General features: G+C 67.5%; 1 protein-coding gene. It reads right to left on the reverse strand.

Annotated features, from left to right (window positions below; all coding sequences use genetic code 11):
• On the reverse strand, positions 1 to 587 hold a 587-nt coding region (locus E5X34_RS32640; protein ID WP_292573336.1), incomplete at both ends, for an Ig-like domain-containing protein.

Here is a 587-nt window from a genome sequence, read left to right on the forward strand (position 1 = left end):
CCGTCATAGGTCTTGGTCAGCGTGTATGTGTAGGTGCCGTCGGCATTGAGCACCAGGTTGCCGTACTGGCCGGTGGCCGATGAGTTGAGCGTGTAGGTATAGGGTCCCGTGCCGCCGGCCGGCGTGATGGCGCCGTTGAATATCTCGCTGTTGCCGGCCGCGTCGCTGCCCGCCGGCAGGCCCTTCTCATAGACCAGCGCGTCGGTGTCGGAGGCGGTGACAGTGACGTTGTTGACGGTGATGTCGAGCGTCACGGTCGAGGTGTCGCCGTCGCCGTCGGTGATGGTGTAGACGAAGTGGTCGACCGCGTTGGCGGTGACCGCGTTGGGGTTGGCGGTGTAGGTGTAGGAGCCGTTGGCGTTGAGCACCAGCGTGCCGTACTGGCCTGCGATGCCGGCGCCGCCGAGATTGCCGCTCACCGGGTTGGAGACGTTCGAGCCGGTGGCCACGCCGGTCACCGCGCCGCCGGGTGCTGCGCCGTCGGCGCCAAGCACGTCCGCCGTTCCGTCGGTCAGCACGTTGCCCGTCGTCTGCGAGCCTTCCGAGACGCTATTGGTGTCGGCATGCGCCGTCGGCACGTCGTCGAC

The organism is Mesorhizobium sp., assembly GCF_004963255.1.
GTDB lineage: Bacteria > Pseudomonadota > Alphaproteobacteria > Rhizobiales > Rhizobiaceae > Mesorhizobium.